At 66.2% G+C, this 17,571-nt stretch carries 15 protein-coding genes; 13 read left to right on the forward strand and 2 right to left on the reverse strand.

The genetic code is table 11. The features are described from left to right. The first annotated feature begins 6 nt into the window (after window positions 1-6). Window positions 7-678 carry a glutathione S-transferase N-terminal domain-containing protein gene (locus JWP60_RS07870; protein WP_299788935.1) on the forward strand — a complete coding sequence of 224 codons (672 nt, stop codon included), beginning with the start codon at window positions 7-9 and terminating at the stop codon, window positions 676-678. Here the strand turns inward: JWP60_RS07870 and JWP60_RS07875 are convergent. Then, entirely contained in the window at window positions 675-1,151 is a 477-nt protein-coding gene (locus JWP60_RS07875) for a MarR family transcriptional regulator (RefSeq protein ID WP_299788815.1), read from the reverse strand. The genes JWP60_RS07870 and JWP60_RS07875 overlap by 4 nt on opposite strands. Before the next feature lie 148 nt (window positions 1,152-1,299). Here JWP60_RS07875 and recA point away from each other — a divergent pair, with 148 nt between their 5' ends. Both recA and recX read left to right on the forward strand, forming a co-directional pair. Continuing rightward, window positions 1,300-2,361: a recombinase RecA gene (recA, locus tag JWP60_RS07880; protein ID WP_299788817.1), complete on the forward strand. Its 1,062-nt coding sequence runs from the start codon at window positions 1,300-1,302 to the stop codon at window positions 2,359-2,361. Between the two features lie 15 nt (window positions 2,362-2,376). Next, complete coding sequence (recX, locus tag JWP60_RS07885) at window positions 2,377-2,826, forward strand: recombination regulator RecX (RefSeq protein WP_299788819.1); 450 nt, start codon at window positions 2,377-2,379, stop codon at window positions 2,824-2,826. 116 nt (window positions 2,827-2,942) lie between these two features. Here recX and argC read toward each other — a convergent pair whose 3' ends face one another. After that, a complete protein-coding gene (gene argC / locus JWP60_RS07890; RefSeq protein WP_299788821.1) occupies window positions 2,943-3,863 on the reverse strand; it encodes an N-acetyl-gamma-glutamyl-phosphate reductase in 921 nt (306 codons plus the stop codon). Window positions 3,864-4,029: 166 nt separating this feature from the next. Here argC and sucC point away from each other — a divergent pair, with 166 nt between their 5' ends. The 10 genes from sucC (at window position 4,030) to JWP60_RS07940 (ending at window position 17,497) form a co-directional block, all read left to right on the forward strand. Then, the gene (gene sucC, locus JWP60_RS07895) at window positions 4,030-5,196 is read left to right on the forward strand and encodes an ADP-forming succinate--CoA ligase subunit beta (protein ID WP_299788823.1); all 1,167 of its coding nucleotides are present in this window, start codon (window positions 4,030-4,032) and stop codon (window positions 5,194-5,196) included. Window positions 5,197-5,250: 54 nt separating this feature from the next. After that, entirely contained in the window at window positions 5,251-6,144 is an 894-nt protein-coding gene (gene sucD, locus JWP60_RS07900) for a succinate--CoA ligase subunit alpha (protein WP_299788825.1), read from the forward strand. A gap of 265 nt (window positions 6,145-6,409) precedes the next feature. After that, window positions 6,410-9,235: a serine/threonine-protein kinase gene (locus JWP60_RS07905; RefSeq protein WP_299788828.1), complete on the forward strand. Its 2,826-nt coding sequence runs from the start codon at window positions 6,410-6,412 to the stop codon at window positions 9,233-9,235. 10 nt (window positions 9,236-9,245) lie between these two features. Continuing rightward, entirely contained in the window at window positions 9,246-10,031 is a 786-nt protein-coding gene (locus JWP60_RS07910) for a Stp1/IreP family PP2C-type Ser/Thr phosphatase (protein ID WP_299788830.1), read from the forward strand. A 46-nt stretch (window positions 10,032-10,077) separates the two neighbouring features. Continuing rightward, window positions 10,078-10,785 carry an FHA domain-containing protein gene (locus JWP60_RS07915; protein ID WP_299788832.1) on the forward strand — a complete coding sequence of 236 codons (708 nt, stop codon included), beginning with the start codon at window positions 10,078-10,080 and terminating at the stop codon, window positions 10,783-10,785. A gap of 19 nt (window positions 10,786-10,804) precedes the next feature. Continuing rightward, a complete protein-coding gene (locus tag JWP60_RS07920) occupies window positions 10,805-13,054 on the forward strand; it encodes an adenylate/guanylate cyclase domain-containing protein (RefSeq protein WP_299788834.1) in 2,250 nt (749 codons plus the stop codon). Window positions 13,055-13,068: 14 nt separating this feature from the next. Beyond that, entirely contained in the window at window positions 13,069-13,860 is a 792-nt protein-coding gene (locus JWP60_RS07925; RefSeq protein WP_299788836.1) for a 3',5'-cyclic-nucleotide phosphodiesterase, read from the forward strand. Between the two features lie 55 nt (window positions 13,861-13,915). Continuing rightward, window positions 13,916-16,321: a GspE/PulE family protein gene (locus JWP60_RS07930; protein ID WP_299788838.1), complete on the forward strand. Its 2,406-nt coding sequence runs from the start codon at window positions 13,916-13,918 to the stop codon at window positions 16,319-16,321. Between the two features lie 147 nt (window positions 16,322-16,468). Beyond that, entirely contained in the window at window positions 16,469-16,888 is a 420-nt protein-coding gene (locus JWP60_RS07935; RefSeq protein WP_299788840.1) for a prepilin-type N-terminal cleavage/methylation domain-containing protein, read from the forward strand. 189 nt (window positions 16,889-17,077) lie between these two features. Then, window positions 17,078-17,497 (forward strand): prepilin-type N-terminal cleavage/methylation domain-containing protein, encoded by a 420-nt coding sequence (locus JWP60_RS07940; RefSeq protein ID WP_299788842.1) that lies wholly within the window; start codon window positions 17,078-17,080, stop codon window positions 17,495-17,497. Window positions 17,498-17,571: the final 74 nt, after the last annotated feature.

Consider the following 17,571-nt stretch of genomic DNA (forward strand, 5'->3'; position numbering starts at 1 on the left):
GTGACCATGAAGCTCTATTTCGCCCCGGGCGCCTGTTCCTTCGTGCCGCACAGCCTGCTGGAAAGCGCGGGCGCGGAGTTCGAGCCGGTCATGGTCAAGCTGCACAAGGGCGAGCAGAACGAGCCCGCCTACCGCGCGATCAATCCGCGCGGCCAGGTGCCGGTGCTGGTGGACGAGGGCGAGACGATCACGCAGATCGTCGCCATCGTTCAGTACCTCGATGCGAAGTTCCCGCAGCAGCAGTGGCTGCCGCGCGAGCTGAAACCGCGCACCCGCGTGCTGGAGACCCTGGCCTGGATGAACAACACCGTGCACCCGACCTTCACGCACGTGTTCATGCCCTTCAAGTACGCGCAGACGGCAGCGGCACAGGCGGAGCTGAAGGTCTTCAACGCCGGGACCTACGAACTCCTGCTGGGAGACATCGAGGTCATGGCGCAGCAGGTGGCGGATGCCGGCCAAGCCTTCCTCGGCGGCGAACGCTTCGGGCCGCTGGACGCCTACGCCCTGACGCTGCTGCGCTGGGGCGGCTTCGCGCAGATCGACCCGACGGGCTTCCCGCGCCTGTGGGCGCACGTGCAGAAGGTGGCGCAGTTGCCGGGAGTGGCGCGCGCGATCGAGCGGGAGCGGCTGCAGTTGAATTTGTACAAGCCGGATAGCCGCGGGACCGCCGCCTAGGCTGTGCCGCCCGCGTACGCCTCCAGGCCGATCGCGACCACCGCGGCCACGTCCGCGCCCACTTCGCTGCGGAATTCCCGCTCTGCCTGCGCCACGGCGTCCTTGAAGGCCTTCAGCCACGCCAGGCCAGCGGCCGTGAAGCACACCAGCCGCGCGCGGGCATCGCGCGGGTCCGGCTCGCGGGTGACCAGGCCCCAGGCCTCGCACTGGTCGACCAGGTCGCCCATCGCCTGCTTGCTCATGCCGGCCCGCTGCGCCAGGTCGACCAGCCGCGTGCCGCCCAGTTCCAGGTGGCGCGTGATGTGGATGTGCGCGGCGCTGACCTGGGCGCGCGCCGCCAGGTTGGACAGCGCCAGCGGCACGTCGACGTCGTGCGCCATCAGGTGGAGCACGCGCGCATCGAACCGGCGCCCGGCTTCACCGAGCAGGCGGCCGAGGTGGGTCAGCCGCCAGCCTTCTTCGTGAACTGTCATACTGGAATCGTAAGGCAGACTGACCAAAAATCCTGTTGTCTTGCGGAGACCGCGCTCGTTATAGTACTGGCCATGCATCCAGCCTGTGCTTAAAGTCAGAGGCTGGGGCCCACACCAACCACGGAATCGAATGCCCAGGAGAAACGACATGGATGCCCAGGTCAAGGGAAGCAAGGTCGCCCCGGCGGCGGACAGCGAAAAGGCCAAGGCGCTGCAGGCAGCGCTGGCGCAGATCGAGAAGCAGTTCGGCAAGGGAACGATCATGCGTCTCGGCGAAGGCGAGAAGATCGAGGACATCCAGGTGGTGTCCACCGGCTCGCTGGGCCTCGACATCGCGCTGGGCGTCGGCGGCCTGCCGCGCGGGCGCGTCGTGGAAATCTACGGCCCCGAATCGTCCGGCAAGACCACGCTCACGCTGCAGGTCATCGCCGAGATGCAGCGCCAGAACGGCACCTGCGCCTTCGTCGACGCCGAGCACGCGCTCGACATCCAGTACGCGCAGAAGCTGGGCGTCACCGTGTCCGACCTGCTGATCTCGCAGCCCGATACCGGTGAGCAAGCGCTCGAGATCGTCGACAGCCTGGTGCGCTCCGGCGCCGTCGACCTGATCGTCATCGACTCCGTGGCGGCGCTGGTGCCCAAGGCGGAAATCGAAGGCGAGATGGGCGACTCCCTGCCCGGCCTGCAGGCCCGCCTCATGAGCCAGGCGCTGCGCAAGCTCACCGCGTCGATCAAGCGGACCAACTGCATGGTCATCTTCATCAACCAGATCCGCATGAAGATCGGCGTGATGTTCGGCAGCCCCGAGACCACCACCGGCGGCAACGCGCTGAAGTTCTACGCCTCCGTGCGCCTCGACATCCGCCGCACCGGCACGATCAAGAAGGGCGAAGAGGCCATCGGCAACGAGACCAAGGTGAAGGTGGTCAAGAACAAGGTGGCGCCCCCGTTCAAGACGGCCGAATTCGACATCCTGTTCGGCGAGGGCATCAGCCGCGAGGGCGAGGTCATCGACATGGGCGTGGCCAACCAGGTGCTGGAGAAGTCGGGCGCCTGGTACGCCTACAACGGCGAGAAGATCGGCCAGGGCCGCGACAACGCGCGCGAGTTCCTGCGCGAGAACCCCGAACTGGCGCGCGAGATCGAGAACAAGGTGCGCGAGCAGCTGGAGATCCCGCTGCTGCCGGCGGACGTCACGACCGCCGAGTAAGGGGACGCTTTCCGCATGGCCTTCGGGCAGCTGTCGCTCAAGGGCCGCGCGCTGAGGCTGCTGGCCGGCCGCGAACATTCGCGCCGCGAGCTCGAACGCAAGCTCGCGGCCCACGAGACCGAGCCGGGCCAGCTCAAGACCGCGCTCGACGAGCTGCAGGCCCGCGGCTTCATCGACGAACAGCGGGTGGTCGACTCGCTGCTGCACCGCCGCGCCGGGCGCCTCGGCGTCGGCCGCATCAAGCAGGAATTGCAGGCCAAGGGGCTGGACGCGGAACGCGTGGCCGTCGCGGTGGCCAGCCTGCAGGCCACCGAGATCGAACGCGCGCGCGAAGTGTGGCGCAAGAAATTCGGCGAGCTGCCGCAGGACGCGACGCAACGGGCCAGGCAGGCGCGCTTTCTCGCGGCGCGCGGCTTTGGCGGGGAAGCGATTCGCCGCGTGTTGAACATGCGCGACGAGGAGTGAGGGGGGTGGTGCGGCACTGCGTGTCGCACCCTACCCAGATGCGCGTCGGGCATGCGCGCAAGCACCCACGGGCCGTCGCTAGGGTGGGATGCGCGCAGCGCACACCACCAGGGCCTTCACAGCCCCAGCATGATCTTCAAGTTCTGCACCGCCGCGCCGCTCGCGCCCTTGCCCAGGTTGTCCAGCCGCGCGACCACGACGGCGTGCGCGTAGTCCATGTTGCTGTAGACGCGCAGCTCCATCTTGTTGGTGTCGTTCAGCGCGGTCGGCTCGAGCTTGCCGTCCTCGGTGGCCGGCAGCACGCTCACCCACTCGCTGCCTTCGTAGTGGCGCTTGAGCACGCTCTGCAGGTCCTGCGGCGTTGGCTTGCCGGGGAGGGTGTTCAGGTGCAGCGGCAACTCCACCAGCATGCCTTGGCGGAAGTTGCCCACCGCGGGAATGAAGATCGGCCGCCGCACCATGCCCGTGTACTTCATGATCTCAGGCAGGTGCTTGTGCTTCAGGCCCAGCGCGTACAGCTCGTACGCCGGCGCGGTGCCCGCCTCGTGCGCTTCGATCATCGAGCGGCCGCCGCCCGAATAGCCGCTCACCGAAGGCAGCACCACCGGATAGTCATCGGGCAGCACGCCCGCGTCCACCAGCGGCCGCAGCAGCGCGATGGCGCCGGTGGCGTAGCAGCCGGGGTTGCTCACGCGCTGCGCGTTGGCGATGGCAGCGCGCTGCTCGCGCGCAAGCTCGGGAAAACCGAATACCCAGCCCTCGGCGGTGCGATGCGCGGTCGAGGCGTCGATGATGCGCGGCGCCTTGCCGCCGGCACGGGCAATCTCTTCGACCATGGCCGCGGATTCGCGCGCCGCGTCGTCATGCAGGCAGAAGATCACGAGGTCGACGCTCGCCATCAGTTCGCGCTTGGCGGCGGGGTCCTTGCGCTGGTCCGCGGCAATGCTCACCAGCTCGATCTGCGGCATGGTCGCGAGGCGCTCGCGGATCTGCAATCCGGTGGTGCCGGCCTCGCCATCGATGAAGACCTTGGCCATCTCGTTTTCCTATAGGAACTGCTTATGGATACTGTAAGCGGCACCCCGGTATTGGTGCGTTGCACCATGATACAGTCGCTCGTCACACCCTGCTGACGCCCGCCCGCCGCCGACTCCTGCCGCCCGCCGGGCCACCGTTTTCCCATTTCCCCAAGAGACAAACCTCATGAAGATCCACGAGTACCAAGGCAAGGAGATCTTGCGCAACTTCGGCGTCCCGGTGCCGCGCGGCATTCCGGCTTTCACGGTGCAGGAAGCCGTCGAGGCGGCGCAGAAGCTCGGCGGCCCGGTCTGGGTCGTGAAGGCCCAGATCCATGCCGGCGGCCGCGGCAAGGGTGGCGGCGTGAAGGTCGCCAAATCGGTGGACGACGTCAAGCGCCTGGCCGGCGAGATCCTGGGCATGCAGCTCAAGACGCACCAGACCGGCCCCGAAGGCCAGAAGGTCCGCCGCCTCTACATCGAGGATGGCGCCGACATCCAGAAGGAGTACTACGTCTCGGTGGTCACGGACCGCGCGACGCAGAAGATCGCCTTCATCGCCTCCAGCGAAGGTGGCATGGACATTGAGGAAGTGGCGCACTCCCATCCGGAGAAGATCGTGACGGTCTTCGCCGATCCGCTGGTCGGCCTGACGCAGGCGCAGGGCGAAGAACTGGCCAAGGGCATCGGCATGCCGGCGCAGTCGCAGGCGCAGTTCATCGACATCTGCCAGAAGCTGTACAAGTGCTACATGGAGACGGATGCGTCTCTGGTCGAGATCAACCCCCTGAACCGCGACAGCAAGGGCAAGGTCACGGCGCTCGACGCCAAGTTCAACTTCGACGCCAACGCGCTGTTCCGCCACCCCGAGATCGTGGCCCTGCGTGACCTGGACGAAGAAGACCCGGCGGAGATCGAGGCGTCGAAGTTCGACCTGGCCTACATCTCCCTCGACGGCAACATCGGCTGCCTGGTGAACGGCGCGGGCCTCGCGATGGCCACCATGGACACCATCAAGCTGTTCGGCGCCGAGCCGGCCAACTTCCTCGACGTGGGCGGCGGCGCCACCCCCGAGAAGGTGACCGAGGCCTTCAAGATCATGCTGAAGAACAAGAAGGTCGAGGCCATCCTGGTCAACATCTTCGGCGGCATCATGAAGTGCGACACGATCGCCACAGGCGTGATCACCGCCTGCAAGGCCGTGAACCTGAGCGTTCCGCTGGTCGTGCGCATGAAGGGCACCAACGAGGACCTGGGCAAGAAGATGCTGGCCGAAAGCGGCCTCCCGATCATCAGTGCGGACACGATGGCGGAGGCTGCCCAACGCGTGGTGGCTGCGGTGAAGAAGGCTTAAAAATACATTGGGGACAGATCTTCAGCTCTGTCCCCGACTGATCAGGAAAAAGACATGTCGATCTACATCAACAAGGACACCAAGGTCATCACCCAGGGCATCACGGGCAAGACCGGCCAGTTCCACACCGAGAAGTGCCAGGAATACGCGAACGGCAAGAACTGCTTCGTGGCCGGCGTGAACCCCAAGAAGGCGGGCGAGAAGATCTTCGAGATCCCGATCTTCGCCTCGGTGAAGGAAGCCAAGGACCAGACCGGCGCCACCGTGTCGGTGATCTACGTGCCGCCCGCGGGCGCGGCCGCGGCGATCTGGGAAGCGGTCGAAGCCGACCTCGACCTGGCCATCTGCATCACCGAAGGCATCCCGGTGCGCGACATGCTCGAAGTGCGCAACAAGATGAAGGCGAAGGAAGCCAGGGGCGGCAAGAAGACGCTGTTGCTGGGCCCCAACTGCCCCGGCCTGATCACGCCCGACGAGATCAAGATCGGCATCATGCCCGGCCACATCCACCGCAAGGGCCGCATCGGCGTGGTCTCGCGCTCGGGCACGCTGACCTATGAAGCCGTGGCGCAGCTCACCGAGATCGGCCTGGGCCAGTCCAGCGCGGTCGGCATCGGCGGCGACCCGATCAACGGCCTGAAGCACATCGACGTGATGAAGGCCTTCAACGACGATCCCGAAACCGATGCCGTGATCATGATCGGCGAGATCGGCGGCCCCGACGAGGCGGAAGCCGCCCGCTGGTGCAAGGACCACATGAAGAAGCCGATCGTGGGCTTCATCGCCGGCGTCACCGCGCCCCCCGGCAAGCGCATGGGCCACGCCGGCGCGCTGATCTCCGGCGGCGCCGACACGGCCGATGCCAAGCTGGCGATCATGGAGGAATGCGGCTTCAAGGTGACGCGCAATCCGTCCGAGATGGCCAAGCTCCTGAAGGCCATGCTCTAAGCGCATAGGCTCCCGCAGGAAAGCCGGCACCGCGAGGTGGCCGGCTTTTTTGTTGCCTGCCTGGATCCGGGCCGCCGAACGCTTGACGCCCGGCGCGGGTCTTGCAACAAAACGTTCGGCGGTCGTGACATAGTCGCTTGTTGCCTGCGCACCCCTCTGCTAACTTTGCCGGAGTGTCCGGCCCCGGATGGCGTCGGTTGGGTGAGCATCGCTTTTTGGATACCTACAGGACAGCCCGGCGGCGCGGCCGGGCAAGGGGCAGGCAGTGAGCACATCGTCGTCCGCACGGCGCGGCAGGTTCTGGCGTACCGACTGGTTCGCCGGCCTGCTGGTGGTTGTTGCCGTCGTGCTGCTGTATCAGGCCACCGATTTCATCGGCACCCTGGAGCGCCGCTTCTACGATTACGCCAGCACGGCGACTTCGCGCAAGCCGTCCGACCGCATCGCCATCATCGCCATCGACGACCAGAGCATCGCCAACATCGGGCGCTGGCCGTGGCCGCGTGACGTGCACGCGGAACTGATCGACAAGCTGGCCGCTGCCAAGGCCAAGACCATCGTCCACACGGCCTTCTTCTTCGAGCCGCAGACCGACCGCGGCCTGGCCTACATCCGCAAGATCAAGGAAGCCCTGGGACATCCCGGCGGCAATGCCGGCATCCAGCACGCCGAGAAGCTGATCGCCGACGCGGAGCAGGCGCTCGACACCGACGGCAAGCTGGCCGCCGCCATGGCCCGCGCCGGCAACGTGCTCACGCCTTCCGTGTTCGGCCTGGGCGAGCCCCAGGGCAGGCCGGACAAGCCGCTGTCCAAGGCGATGCTGAAGTACGCGCTGGACGACAGCAACGCGTTCTCGCTGGCCAGCGTCAGCGCGCAGCAGCCGATCGAGAGCATCGGCAATGCGGCGGCCGGCATCGGCCACCTGAATCAATCGATCGACGTCGACGGCTCGGTGCGCTACGAGCCGATGCTGGTCAACTACTACGGCAAGGCGGTGCCCTCGATGGCGCTGCTGGCGGCCGCGCGCAGCCTCAACCTGAACGCCTCGGACATCCGGTTGAACGTCGGCGACTCGGTGCAGATCGGCAGGCTCAAGGTCCGCACCGACGGTGCCGCGCGCATGCTGCCGCAGTTCTATCCCACGCGTGACGGCAAGCCGGCGTTCGCGGTCGATTCCTTTTACGACGTGCTCACGGGCAAGATCCCGGCGAGCAAGTACGCCGACAAGATCGTGCTGATCGGCGCCACGGCGGCCGGCGTGGGCACGCCCTTTCCGGCACCCGGCGGCCAGAACCTCACCCCGGTGGAACTGATGGCGCACATCACCTCCAGCATCCTGTCCGAGCACTTCATCGTGCAGCCGGCCTGGAGCCTGCTGGCTACGCTCGGCGCCCTGCTGCTGGTGGCCGGCTACATCGTGACGGTGCTGCCGCGGCTCTCCGCAGGCATGGGCGGCGCGGTGACGGCGGCGCTGTTCGTGCTGCTGCTGGGGGCCGAGTTCGGCTTGCTGTCCGGCGCGTCGGTGTGGGTGCAGCTGGTGTTTCCCGCGACGCTGCTGCTGATCGGGCACGTGGCCCTCACCACCAAGCGCTTCCTGATCACCGAGGCCGGCAAGGTGCGCGCCGACGAGGAGTCGGCGGAGACCAATCGCATGATGGGGCTGGCGCTGCAAGGACAGGGCCAGCTGGACATGGCCTTCGACCGCTTCCAGCGCGTGCCCGTGGGCGACGAGGTGATGGCCAACCTGTACAACCTGGCGCTGGACTTCGAGCGCAAGCGCCAGTTCAACAAGGCCGAGGCTGTGTACGAGCACATGGCGCGCCACAACCGCAAGTACAAGGACCTCGAAGCCAAGCTCAATCGCGCGAAGAACCTCTCCGAGACGGTGATGCTCGGGGGCGGCAGCACGCATCCCGGCGGCACGCTGCTGCTGGCCGGCGGCGAAGTCGAGAAGCCGATGCTCGGTCGCTACCAGGTCGAGAAGGAGCTGGGCAAGGGCGCGATGGGCGTGGTCTACCAGGGACGCGATCCCAAGATCGGCCGCGAGGTCGCGATCAAGACGATGGCGCTGGCCCAGGAGTTCGAGGGCGAGGAGCTGAACGACGCGCGCGAGCGCTTCTTCCGCGAGGCGGAAACGGCCGGCCGCTTGCAGCACCAGAACATCGTCACCATCTTCGATGCGGGCGAAGAGCACGACCTGGCCTACATCGCGATGGAATTCCTCAAGGGCAGCGACCTGGCGGAGCACTGCAAGCCGGGCAAGCTGCTGCCCGTGCCGCGGGTGCTGGCTATCGTGGCGCGCGTCGCCGAGGCGCTGGCCTATGCGCACCGGCAAAGCGTCGTGCACCGCGACATCAAGCCGGCCAACATCATGTACGAGCTCGCGTCGGATACCGTGAAGGTGACCGACTTCGGCATCGCCCGCATCACCGACTCCAGCAAGACCCGAACCGGCCTGGTGCTGGGCACGCCCAGCTTCATGTCGCCCGAACAGATCGCGGGCAAGCATGTCGACGGCCGCTCGGACCTGTACTCCCTGGGCGTCACGCTGTTCCAGATGCTCGCCGGCACGCTGCCTTTCCGCGGCGAGTCGATGGCGGAGCTGATGTACAAGATCGCCAACGAAGACACGCCCGACCTGCGCGCGGTCCGCCCGGAGCTGCCGCAGCGGCTGGTCGAGATCGTGGGCCGCACGCTCGCAAAGAAGCCCGACCTGCGCTACCAGGACGGCGACGAACTCGCCCGCGATCTGCGCGCGCTGGCCGCCGCGGAAAGTGCCGCGCCCGCGGCCGGCGCAGCGACGGGGTCGGCCGCACCAGCAGCTGCGCCGGCGGCCGCCAGCTGCGCCCCGGACCCCGAGCAGACCGTCGCCGTCTCGCTGGCCGCCCGGGCATCGGCCCGCACGGCGCAGCCTGCCGACAACGCTTTGCAGCGGGCCGTGCCGACTTCCGCGCTGCCCGGCTATGATGCGGCCCAGAAAGAGAGCGGGCCGGCCGGGCAGGCCGGGCCCGGGACAACACCTGTGACGAACACGCCAGGGGCTCCGGACCAGCCCCGGGCCGGCGGTGGCCAGGCCGGCCAGGAGCCTTGACCCGCGAACTATGAACTACGAGTTTTGCATCCGGACCGACCCCGGTCTTGCGCGCGAAAACAACGAGGACTCCGTCACTGTCGATGAAGCGACGCGGCTGGGCATCCTGGCGGACGGCATGGGCGGCTACAACGCGGGCGAGGTCGCCAGCGGCATGGCCACCACCTTCATCAAGTCGGAGCTCGGTCGCTGGCTCGCCCAGGCCGGCCGGCACGCCAACGCCCGCGAGGTGCGCCGCGCGATGGAGATCTGCGTTGACAACGCCAACCGCTCGATCTTCAATGCCGCCAATTCCAATCCGCAATACAGCGGCATGGGCACGACGCTGGTGGTGGGCGTGTTCCAGGATGGCCGGCTGATGCTGGGGCACATCGGCGACTCGCGTTGCTATCGCCTGCGCAACAACGTGCTCGAACAGATCACCAAGGACCACTCGCTGCTGCAGGAGCAGATGGACGCGGGACTGATCACGCCGGAGCAGGCGGCCACCTCCACCAACAAGAACCTCGTCACCCGGGCACTGGGCGTCGAGGACGCCGTGCTGCTGGAAGTCAACGAGCACCGCGTCGAGCAGGGCGACCTCTATCTCATGTGCTCGGACGGCCTGTCCGACATGCTGGACGACGGTGCCATTGCCAACATCCTGGCCAGCGATGTGCCGCTGGAGCAGAAATCGGTGCAACTCGTGGACGCTGCCAATGCGAACGGCGGACGGGACAATATTTCGGTGTTTCTGGCGCAAGCCAACAGCGGCTCCAAGAAACGGGGATTGATCTCGCGATGGCTGGGACAATGACCTGCGGCAAAGAGTATTTCAAGAGATTGATCAACAGGAGTCGACCATGCCGAAAATGATCGTTTCGATCGACGGTGTCGTCATCAAGGAAGTTCAGCTGACCAAGGACCGGACGACGCTGGGTCGCCGGCCGTACAACGACATCGTCATCGACAACCTGGCGGTGTCGGGCGAACACGCGGTGCTGCAATTGACGGACGACGAGGTCTTCCTGGAAGACCTGAACAGCACCAACGGGACCTATGTCAACGGCAAGGCCGTGAAGAAGCAGTTGTTGCAGAACAACGATACCGTCGAGATCGGCAAGTACAAGATCAAGTTCATCAACGAAGCGCCGGGTGCGAACTTCGAGAAGACCATGATCTTCAAGCCCGGCATGGTGCCGCCGATCCCCAAGCCGGCAACCGGTGCCGCGGCCGCTACCGGCGCTGCCACGCCATCCGCGCCTGGCCCTAACGCTGCTGGCACGTTCGCCAAGCCCCTCGAGCCGGCGACTGCCAGCATCAAGGTGCTGTCGGGCGCCGCGGCCGGCCGCGAGGTGCCGCTGGTGAAGGTGGTCACCACCATCGGCAAGCCCGGCGTCGCCGTGGCGGCGATCACGAAGCGCGCGCATGGCTTCGTGGTGGCACATGTCGAAGGCTCCAACAAGCCCACGCTCAACGGCACCGCGATCGGGCCCGAGCCGGTGACGCTGAAGAACGGCGACATGCTGGAGCTGGCCGGCACGCAGATGCAGTTCCTGCAGGCGGGCTGAGCCCGCGCGGCCCGGGGCCATGGGTTTGCTTGCCAGGCACTGGTCGCGCATCGCGATCACCCTGGTCCCGCTGCTGTTCGCGTTGCTGCATGCCGTCGGGGTCTTGCCGATCGGCGTGCTGCAGCGGCTGGACGCGATCATCTACGACGCGCGCCTGCGCGCGACCATGCCGAACACGCAGGACCCGCGGGTGGTGATCGTCGACATCGACGAGAAAAGCCTCTCCGAAGTCGGGCGCTGGCCGTGGGCGCGCAACAAGCTGGCGGTGATGGTCGATGAACTGTTCGAGCGCCAGAAGGTGGCGCTGGCCGGCTTCGACGTGGTGTTCGCCGAGCCGGACGACAGCTCGGGGCTCAAGCGCCTGCGCGAGATGGCGCAAGGCGAGCTCAAGGGCAGTGCCGGTTTCCAGGAGCGGCTGACGCAGCTGCAGGCCACGCTCGATTACGACGCCACCTTCGCGCGCTCCCTCGACAAGCGGCCGGTGGTCCTGGGCTACTACCTCACCAGCGATCGCGAGGGCCGCACCAGCGGCGTGCTGCCGGCGCCGGTGATGACGCGCGAGAGCCTGCAGGGCCGCCCGATCGCCTTCACCAGCTGGAACGGCTACGGCGCCAACATCCCGCAGATCGCGCGTGCCGCGCCCATGGCGGGCTTCTTCAATTCGATCACCGATGGCGATGGCGTCGTGCGCTCGATTCCGCTGCTGGCCGAGTACAAGGGCAGCTACTACGAGTCGCTCTCGCTGGCCATGTTTCGCATGCTCATGGGCGAACCGGCGGTGGCGCCGGGCTTTCCGCGCGAGGGCGCGGCGGGGCGCAACTACTCGGGGCTGGAAAGCATCCTGCTCAAACAGGGGCAGCACCAGATCGCGGTGCCGGTGGATGCGCGCGTGGCGGCGCTGGTGCCGTTCCGCGGGCCCGGCGGCGCGCGCGGCGGCTCCTTCCGCTACGTATCCGCCTCCGACCTGCTGCTCAAGCGGCTGCCCGAAGGCACCTTGCGCGACAAGATCGTGCTCGTGGGCACTACCGCGCCCGGCCTGCTGGACCTGCGGGTCACGCCCGTTGGCGAGACCTATCCGGGGGTGGAGACGCACGCCAACGTGATCTCCGGCCTGCTGGAAAACCGGCTGTTCGTGAAGCCGGACTACGCCGTCGGCTATGAGGTCGTGCTGCTGCTGATCGCGGGGCTGACGCTCGCCTTCGTGCTGCCGCTGTTCTCGGCGACCGTGGCGGTGCTGGTGAGCGTCGGCGTCGCCGCGCTGCTGGTGGCGCTGAACTACTACCTGTTCATGGCGCAGGGGCTGGTGATGCCGGTGGCTTCGGCGCTGGCGATGGTGGGCACCGCGTTCGCGCTGAACATGAGTTACGGCTACTTCGTGGAAAGCCGCAGCAAGCGCGAACTGGCCAACCTGTTCGGCACCTACGTCCCGCCCGAGCTGGTCGACGAGATGGTGAAGGACCCGGACAGCTACAGCATGAAGGCGGCCAGCAAGGAGCTGACGGTGATGTTCTGCGACATGCGCGGCTTCACCAAGATGTCCGAGCGCATGGAGCCGACGCAGCTGCAGGAACTGCTCAATGCGGTGTTCAGCCGCCTCACCGACATCATTCGCGCCAACCGCGGCACCATCGACAAGTACATGGGCGATTGCGTGATGGCCTTCTGGGGTGCGCCGGTCGACACGCCGCAACACGCGCAGCTGGCGGTGAAATCGGCGGTGGCGATGTCGCGTGCGGTGCACGAGATCAATGCCGAACACGCTGCCCGCGGGCTGCCCGAGATCGGCGTGGGCATCGGCATCAACACCGGCACCATGTGCGTGGGCGACATGGGCTCGGACATCCGCCGCAGCTATACGGTGATCGGCGACGCGGTGAACCTGGGCTCGCGCCTCGAGGGCCTGTCGAAGGTGTATGGCGTCGACATCATCGTCAGCGAAGCGGCGCGCCGGCAATCCGCCGAGTTCGCCTGGCAGGAACTGGATCGCGTGCGCGTCAAGGGCAAGGAGCAGGCGGTCGGCATCTTCTACCCGGTCGCGACCGCCGCCGCACTGGACAGGCAGACAGCGGAAGAACTGCGCGCGTGGGGCTTTTTCCTCAAGGCGTACCGGGCGCAGGACTGGGACCAGTGCGAGCTGCAACTGCTCAATCTGCAGCGGCTTGGCGTCAAAAAATACCTTTACGAGCTGTACTCCGAACGTGTAGCCTCGATGAGGTTGCTACCCTTCGACCCGTCGTGGGATGGCGCGACCAATTTCGAGACGAAATAGATAGGGGCGCTTCCATGAGGGTGCGGGTGCTGGGCTGTTCCGGCGCGATCGCGAAGGACTGCCGGACCACGTCCTTCCTGATCGACGGGGACGTGCTGGTCGACGCCGGCACCGGCGTGGGCGACCTCTCGCTGCAGGAAATGCGGGCCGTGCGCCACGTGCTGCTGACGCACTCGCATCTCGACCACATTGCGGCCTTGCCGCTGATGGTCGATGCGGTCGCCTCGCAGCTCACCGCGCCGATCCGCGTGTATGCCTTGCCGGGCACCATCGCCGCGCTCAAGACGCACGTCTTCAACAACGTGATCTGGCCGGACTTCAGTCGCATCCCTTCGCCGCAGGCGCCGTTCGTGAGCTTCCACGAGATCCAGGTCGGCCAGACGCTGGAGCTCGATGGCAAGCACATCGAGGTGCTGCCCGCGGTGCACACCGTGCCGGCCTGCGGCTATGCGGTGGCCACGGAGCGCGGCTCCTGGGTCTTCACGGGCGACACCGAGCGCAATCCCGCGTTCTGGCATCGCATCAACCAGATGAAGGTGGCGGCGCTGGTGATCGAGACAGCCTTCAGCAACCGTGAACGCGACCTCGCCAAGCGCAGCCTGCACCTGTCGCCGCACGCGCTGGCCGAGGAACTCGATTGCATCGAGAAGGGCCGGCAGTTCCCGATCTTCATCACCCACACCAAGCCGGCCGAGACCGAGCTGATCATGACCGAGATCCAGTGCTTCGACCAGGCGCAGCCGGCCGGATTGAACGTGAGCCACGACATCCGCTGGCTGCGCGCAGGGCAGGAATTCGAGTTATGAGCCCGCCGGGCCGCCCCAAGGGCGAATACCGCCGTGCGCAGCACGGAGGTGCCGAGTGAGCGCGGTGCTTCGCAGGGACTCCGAACAGGAGTTCCTCAGCTCGCAGCAATTGCCGCCGGAAAAGCGCGGCATCTCGTTCGAGGCGCTGTTCTTCCGCCAGCTGCAGGCGGTGACCACGCGGGTGCACGCCACCGAGCACATCGACGAGATCATGCTCGAGGCAAGCCAGGACATCTGCAAGCTGTTCAACGCGGATCGCCTGACGCTGTACGCCGTCAACGAGGACCGCACGGCGATCGTCTCGAAGGTGAAGACGGGCCTCAACACCAGCCGCGACCTCAAGCTGCCGGTCAGCCCGCAAAGCATCGCGGGCTACGTGGCGCTCGCCAAGGAGCTGGTGAACATCGCGGACGTCTACGACGACGAGGCGCTCAAGCAGATCCACCCGAGCCTCACCTTCCTGAAGGAGGTCGACAAGCGCTCGGGCTACCGCACCAAGCAGATGCTGGTGGCGCCGATCCTCGACGGACCGGTGCTGCACGGCGTGCTGCAGATCATCAACAACAAGAGCGACATCCCCTTCGGGGAGCTCGAGGTCGAGGGCGCGCAGCAGCTTTGCAAGACGCTCGCCACCGCCATCCACCAGCGCGTGCAGCGCGAGCAGGAGGGCGCGCGCCGCAAGGCCACCAAGTACGACGGCCTGATCGCCGACGGCGTGCTCACGCAGGAAGAACTGCAGGGCGCGGTGCAGCGCGCGCGCGAAGAGGCGCGGCCGGTGGAAGAAGTCCTGATCGAGGACTTCTCGTTGCGGCCTTCGCAGATCGGCCCCTCGCTCGCCAAGTTCTTCGCCGTGCCTTACGAGGCATCGAACCCGGGGCGCATCCGGGTCGATGCGCTGCAGGGGGTGCTCAAGCCCGAGTTCGTGATGGAGCAGGGCTGGATCCCGCTGGAGGAAACGCCCGAGGGCCTGGTCGTGATGTGCCTCGATCCCGAGGCCGTGCGCAATTCGCGCATCGTGCCGCAGGTGTTCCCGCGCATCTCCCGGTTCGCGTGGTGCGTGACGACGCAGACCGACTTCAACCAGACGCTCAACCAGCTATGGGGGCAGGAGGAGTCGGAGCAGTCGGTCGAGGCCATGCTGGCCGACCTCAACGCGCCGCTGGATGACGGAGCTGGCGAAGAGAGCACGCCCGAATCCGCGGCAGCCGACAACGAGCTGGTCAAGTTCGTCAACAAGATCATCATCGACGCCTACCACCAGCGCGCGTCGGACATCCACATCGAGCCGCTCCCCGGCAAGGCCAAGACCGGCATCCGCTTTCGCATCGACGGTTCGCTGATGGCCTATGTCGAAGTGCCCGCGCACTTCCGCCAGGCGCTGGTCACGCGGCTGAAAATCATGTGCGATCTCGACATCTCCGAGAAGCGCAAGCCGCAGGACGGCAAGATCAAGTTCAAGAAGTTCGGTCCGCTCGACATCGAGCTGCGCGTGGCCACCATTCCCTCGGCGGGCGGCGTCGAGGACATCGTGATGCGGATCCTGTCCGCCGGCGAGCCCATTCCGCTCACCAAGCTCGGGCTCACCGAACACAACCGCGAAAACCTCGAGCGCACGGTGAGCAAGCCGTACGGACTGTTCTACGTGTGCGGCCCGACCGGCTCGGGCAAGACGACCACGCTGCACTCGATCCTCAAGTTCCTCAACACCCCCGAAACCAAGATCTGGACGGCGGAGGATCCGGTGGAGATCACGCAGCGCGGGCTGCGCCAGGTGCAGGTGAACAAGAAGGCGGGCATCGATTTCGCCATGGTCATGCGCGCCTTCCTGCGCGCGGACCCGGACATCATCATGGTCGGTGAATCGCGCGACAAGGAGACAGTGGGCATGGGCATCGAGGCCTCGCTCACCGGCCACCTGGTGTTCTCCACGCTGCACACCAACTCGGCCCCGGAGTCCATCACCCGCCTGCTGGACATGGGCATGGACCCCTTCAACTTCGCCGATGCGCTGCTTGGCATCCTGGCGCAGCGCCTGGCCAAGCGCCTGTGCGATTGCAAGCAGCACTACGCCCCCTCGCACGAGGAACTGCGCAGCTTCATCGCCGAATACGCCCTGGACCTGAAGCAGACGGAAGCCTGGAAGGCCGACCCCGGCGGCGAGGCGCAGAAGCTCTATGAGCACTGGGCCGAGAACCACGGCCACGACGGGGACATCCGCCTCTACCGCGGCGTGGGCTGCGCCAAGTGCAACAACACCGGCTACAAGGGCCGCGTCGGCCTGCACGAACTGCTGATCGCCGACGACCACATCAAGCGACTCGTGCAGGAGCGCGCCCGCGTGGCCGAAGTCTTTGTCGCCGCGGTGGCCGGCGGCATGCGCACGCTGAAGATGGACGGGATGGAGAAGGTCCTCATGGGCCTGACCGACCTGAAGCAAGTTCGGTCGGTCTGCATCAGGTAATCCGACGAAAGTGTCGGTTTCGGCCGATTAGTGTCACAAAAGACCTAACGGCCGCGCCTCGATAGCCAACAATTTCACACAATCGGTACGGCACGGCGGTTGCAACAGATCGTTTGCATCTTTCAACAACCGCAGGAGTTATCCCCAATGAAACGTCAATTGCAGCAGGGCTTCACCCTGATCGAACTGATGATCGTGGTCGCGATCATCGGCATCCTGGCCGCCGTGGCATTGCCTGCGTATCAGGACTACACCAAGCGCGCCAAGACCTCGGAAATCGTGCTGGCTGCCAGCTCGGCCCGTACCTGTGTGACGGAGATCGTGCAGTCGGCAGGGGCCTCGGCGGGTAGCCTGAACAGCTGCGCCAGTTCGTTCACCTCCACCAAGTACGTGTCCGGCCTGACGGTCGCCAACGGCACCGGCATCATCACCGTGACCGGTCGCGGCATCGACTCGAGCGGCGAACCGCAGGTCGTCCTGCAGCCCACGATCGTCAACGACAACCAGATCACCGAGTGGAAGTGCACCGGCACGCCGACCAAGCTGATGCCGGGCTCCTGCCGCTGATCGAGGCAGACGGGCTGTCAAGCGTGACCTGGATCCGGGAGCTCCGACAAATTTGTCGGCGCCCGCCGGGTTCTGTCAGAAAAGAACGCGGTCCGACGTCGGTAATAGCCAGGAAGTTCACAAAGAAACCTTGGCACAGCGATTGCACCTCATCCTTCGCATCTTTCATCAACCCCGAGGAGTTATCCAATGAAACGTCAAATGCAACAGGGCTTCACCCTCATCGAACTGATGATCGTGGTCGCGATCATCGGTATCCTGGCTGCCGTCGCCCTGCCCGCATACCAGGACTACACGAAGCGCGCCAAGACTTCGGAAGTCGTGCTGGCTGCCAGCTCGGCCCGTACCTGCGTGACGGAAATCGTGCAATCGGCTGGTGCGTCGGCGGGTGCCCTCGACAGCTGCGCAAGCTCGTTCACGTCCACCAAGTACGTGTCCGGCCTGACGGTTGCTCCCATCACCGGCATCGTCACTGTCACGGGTCGCGGCATCGACTCGAGTGGCGAGCCGCAGGTCATCCTGCAACCTACCATCGTCAACGACAACCAGATCACCGAGTGGAAGTGCACCGGCACGCCGACCAAGCTGATGCCCGGCTCCTGCCGCTGATAGACCGCGCGCACTAGCGTAGTCAAGAACGGGGGCCTGTGGCCCCCGTTCTTCATCTCCCCCCGTCCCGACTT

The sequence above is a fragment of the Ramlibacter sp. genome, assembly GCF_028291745.1.
Taxonomy (GTDB): Bacteria; Pseudomonadota; Gammaproteobacteria; order Burkholderiales; family Burkholderiaceae_C; genus Ramlibacter.